Below are 3902 nucleotides of genomic sequence, written 5' to 3'. Positions count from 1 at the left end.
CACCCCACAGTCACCGACCCGGCCCGATACGACATCCGCACACCGACAACCTGATTCACCAACCCCGTCACGACCGACCCTGGACCCCCCACGCGCGGGCGTCTCCCCCGACACGTCGGCCCGCCCGAACGGGAACTCACCGGTCACCGCCAGCCGCCCCGACACATCGCGCGCTCACACCGCCCAGCCGGCTCGCCCGCACTCTCCCACCGGCATTCCCGACCGAGGACCGCGTCGTCCCGTCGATGAGGGCACGAACCCAACGCACCATCCCGACGCAACACCGAGGGACCGCGCGCCCGAAAACACTCCCGACACCTCCTCCCGCCTACAGCCAGACCGCGATTCGGACGCCCCCACCCGTTCACCCGCCTCGGACCGCGACGCGCCCACCGACCGCAGCCCAGGTCGCGATCCGAACACCACCGAGCGAACCCCGGACCGCGATCCGAACACCCCGGCCGATCGCACTCCCGACCCACACCGCGCCTCGCCCACGGATCACACACCGGACCGCGACGATCGCCGTTCGGACCACGACGCCCCCACCGACCGATCACCCGACCGCGACCCGGAGACCACCACCGATCGAACTCCCGATCGCGACACACCTACCGATCGCAGCCCAGACCGTGATCCCGACAACGGCACCGATCGCGAATCACCGAACGACCGCACACCCGATCGCGACCAGGAGACCAGTAAGGACCGCGACCCGGACGCCGACACTCCGACCGCGAAAGACCGGGCGGACGCCGACAGTGACGCTCACGACGAGGCGCGTAAGTCCGGGGCCGAGCACGATCGCACCCCCGATCAGAAGACCTGTTCCACCGACCCCGTCGATATCAGCACCGGCGAATTCCTGCTGCCGGAAACGGATCTGGAGTTGCCGGGGGTGCTGCCGCTGGTGCTGCGCCGTTCGCATCATTCGAACTACCGTTTCGGGCGGTGGTTCGGGCCGTCGTGGTCGTCGACCCTCGATGCCCGCGTCGTCGTGTCGGAGGACGGTGTCACGTTCCTCGGCGACGAGGGCATCATGCTCGCCTACCCGCACGCGGAGGTGGGTGAACCGGTGCGGCCGCTCACCGACGGCCAGTCCTGGACGCTGACCCGCACCGACGCGGGCGGTTACCGCGTGTGGGATCAACGCCGCGAGCTGATCTGGCATTTCGCCCCGGAAGCCCACCTCGACAATCTCGATGTCGAGCTCGGCAACTTCGCGGTTTCGGCGATCACGGACCGTCACCACAACCGCATCCGGTTCCATTACGACGCCGACGGGGTGCCGGTCGAGGTGTCGCACTCCGGCGGTTACCGGGTACGCGTCGAGTCCGCGCGCGGCCGTGTCACCGGTCTGGTGTTGCTCACCGACGGCGAGCACGGGCTACCTGTGCGCGAATTCGGTTATACGGCAGGGTTGTTGACCTCGGTCACCAATGCCGACTCGGCGACGACCCGGTACACCTACGACGCCGAGCACCGGATGACCTCGTGGACCGATTCGAACGGCAACCAGATGGTCAACACCTACGACGATGCCGGTCGTGTGGTCCATCAGCGCGGCACCGCGGACATCCTGAACTGTGACTTCGCCTATGTGGATTTCCCCGGGGGTGCGGGCAGACTCACCGCCGTCACCGACTCCCTCGGCGCCGTCACTACCCACGGGTTCGACCGCGAGTTGCAATTGCGCGATCGGGTCACCCCCGACGGCGCCCATTTCCACACCGACTACAACGCCGAACGCAAACCACTGACCGTCACCGGTCCCGACCCGGCCACGACAACCACCTACCGCTACAACGGCGCGGGCGACCCGGTGGAAATCGTTCGCCCGGACGGTGTTTCGCTCGAGTACGACTACGTCTGGCGCCACCGCCCGAGCACCATCACCACCGCCGACAGTTCGGTGCACCGTCGGGAATGGTCCGACAACGGCGATCTGACCGCCGCTGTCGATCCCGCCGGTTCCCGCACCGAGTTCACCTACCATCCCTCGGGCGCGTTGGCCAGCGTGCTGGTCGACGGCGCGCGCACCACCATCCACACCGACGCCGCCGGTCTGCCGATCGTCCTGATCGATCCGCTCGGCGCGACGACCCGCATCGACCGTGACGCCGCGGGGCGCCCGATCCGAACCGTCGACCCCACCGGCGCGGTGACCACCTACGAGTGGTCGCCCGCCGGAAACCTGCTGCGCAGAACCGATCCCGACAACCGGGCCGAGTCGTGGGCCTACGACGGCGAAGGCAATATCGTCGCCCACACCGACCCCGCCGGGGGCGTCACCACCTACTCCTACGGCGCGTTCGACCTCCTGCGGTCACGTCGCGATCCCGACGGATCGCTCACCCGCTACGAATGGGACTCCGAACGTCGCCTCACCGCAGTGCACAATCCGCTCGGCCAGACCTGGACCTACGAATACGACCAAGCGGGCCGCCTCGTCGCCGAAACCGATTACAGCGCGACACGAACCACGTACACGTGGGATTCCGCGGGTCGAGTCACCACCATCACCCCGGCGACCGGGATCAGCCGCCACCACCGCTACGACGTTCTCGGCAGGTGCACCGAGATCACCACCGACGACGGCGACTGGATCCGCTACACCCACGACCCCGCGGGCCGGGTGCTCACCGCGAGCACCGGCAACGGTGACAAGCACCATCACGTCATCGAATACACCTACGGTGCAACGGGTTTGCTCGAATCCGAGCAGATCGACAACCGGCCGCCGATGCGATTCGGCTACGACCAGCATGCGCGCCGGATCGCCCGCACCAGCCCGACCGGGGTCGAAACCACCTGGCATCACGACCTGACCGGACGCGTCGATCGGCTCGGCGTCGGCGACCACGACGTCAGTTTCGAGTACAACCTCGCCGGGCACCTCACCCGCTGGCGCACCGGCGAGATCGCGGTCGACCGCGCTGTCAGCGCGCGCGGACAGCTCGTCGGCCAGGAGGTCATCGGCTTCCCCACCCGGCTCGTGTCCCTCGATCTCGACCGGCCCGCACGACCCGCGCCGCGCCACCTCCGCCGCGACGAATTCCTTTATCGCGCAGACGGATACCTCACCGCCCACGCTGTCAGCCGCCCGAACATCCCGGTCACGCACCACGACTACACCCTCGATGTCCGCGGCCGTGTCACCACCGTCGCCCGCAACGATCACCTCACCGAGCGCTACGGCTACGACCCGCTCGGCAACATCACCGGCACCGCCCGTGAATACCGCGACAACCTGCTGGTCCGCGACAGCGACACCGAATACCACCACGACCCCGCCGGTCGCCTCATCCGCAAAACCACCGGCGCACGCACCTGGCACTACCGCTACAACAGCTTCGACCAGCTGACCGACGTCTACACCCCGGACCGGCAGTGGTGGCGCTACACCTACGACGCCCTCGGCCGCCGCACCACCAAACAACACCTCGCCACCGACGGCACCGTCCTCGACCGCACCGACTACACCTGGGACGACACCCACCTGATCGAAGCCACCACCGCCACCAGCGCAACCCGCTGGGAGTACCACCCCGGCACCCACACCCCACTCACCCAATCCGTCGAAGACCCGGCCACCTCCGAGTTCCGTGCGATCATCACCGACCTCGCCGGCACCCCCACCGAGCTCATCGACCCCGCCACCGCCGAAACCACCGCCACCGCCGAAACCACCCTCTGGGGCAAAACAACCTGGCATGGCACCTCAACCACCCCCCTCCGATTCCCCGGCCAATTCCACGACCCCGAATCCAACCTCCCGCACCACCAAACAACACCTCGCCACCGACGGCACCGTCCTCGACCGCACCGACTACACCTGGGACGACACCCACCTGATCGAAGCCACCACCGCCACCAGCGCAACCCGCTGGGAGTACCACCCC

General features: G+C 68.1%; 1 protein-coding gene. It reads left to right on the top strand.

Annotation, left to right across the window (positions count from 1 at the left end; all coding sequences use genetic code 11):
- Window positions 1-889: 889 nt before the first annotated feature.
- A partial coding sequence (locus HYG95_RS25030) for a DUF6531 domain-containing protein (RefSeq protein WP_305082205.1) occupies window positions 890-3902 on the top strand: 3013 nt, incomplete at its 3' end.

The sequence above is a fragment of the Nocardia sp. GTS18 genome, from assembly GCF_013839555.1.
GTDB lineage: Bacteria > Actinomycetota > Actinomycetes > Mycobacteriales > Mycobacteriaceae > Nocardia > Nocardia rosealba.
The sequence above is the reverse complement of the archived record's forward strand: the minus strand, read 5'-3'. Positions and strand labels throughout refer to the sequence as shown.